The following is a 691-nucleotide window of genomic DNA, read 5'->3' on the forward strand; positions in this document are numbered from 1 at the left end:
CATATAGTCCATTAATGTCTCAGACAGCCCTTTCGCCTCTAACTCTGGTAGACGAAAACGAGTATTAGCACTAAACCATTCGCGCACAACCTCATCATACCAATTCAAAATCTTAGGTAGATACTCCCAAGCTGCCTGCAATTGGTGCCACAACGTTGGCACAATCCACCAAAGTAGCAGTATCATACTCAACGTCAATATGGCATATACAACGATTATCGCTATCCAACGTCTGACATATTTGGATAAACGTCTAACCAACGGATTTAGTAAGTATGCCAATATAAAAGCAATTAAAAACGGTATAATAACTGGCAACATTAAATACAACAGAAATAAGGTTATAACAATAGCAACGACAATAAATAAGCGCCGAAAAAATGGATCTATTGGTTGGTTTATCATTAAGGACAATCCTACAATTAATCTGATTTAAAAATAATAACGTTACCAAGTTTGGTTATGTCATTTATAGAATAATTTACTATAGCAGCCATCATTAGTACGTTAATTTTATAATGACTTAGGCGTCTTATTATCGCAAAGTACAGTAAAAAAGCAGTCATTTTTTGTGTCTTAGCTTTTTATTTGTGACTTATAGCGAATCTTGGCTAAATATTGGTAAGTTGCTTTGCGAGTGTGGCCCATTTTTGGGTATAATGCGCGCACTACATTCAGATTCCCTAATACT

1 protein-coding gene is annotated in these 691 nt (G+C 35.5%); it reads right to left on the bottom strand.

Annotated features, from left to right (window positions below; genetic code table 11):
* Nucleotides 1-405, bottom strand: a 405-nt coding sequence (locus tag ACS8FD_RS20845; protein ID WP_439277270.1) for an AI-2E family transporter, incomplete at its 3' end; no start/stop codon positions are given.
* Between the last annotated feature and the right edge of the window lie 286 nt (nucleotides 406-691).

Source organism: Psychrobacter sp. 1U2 (assembly GCF_051847575.1).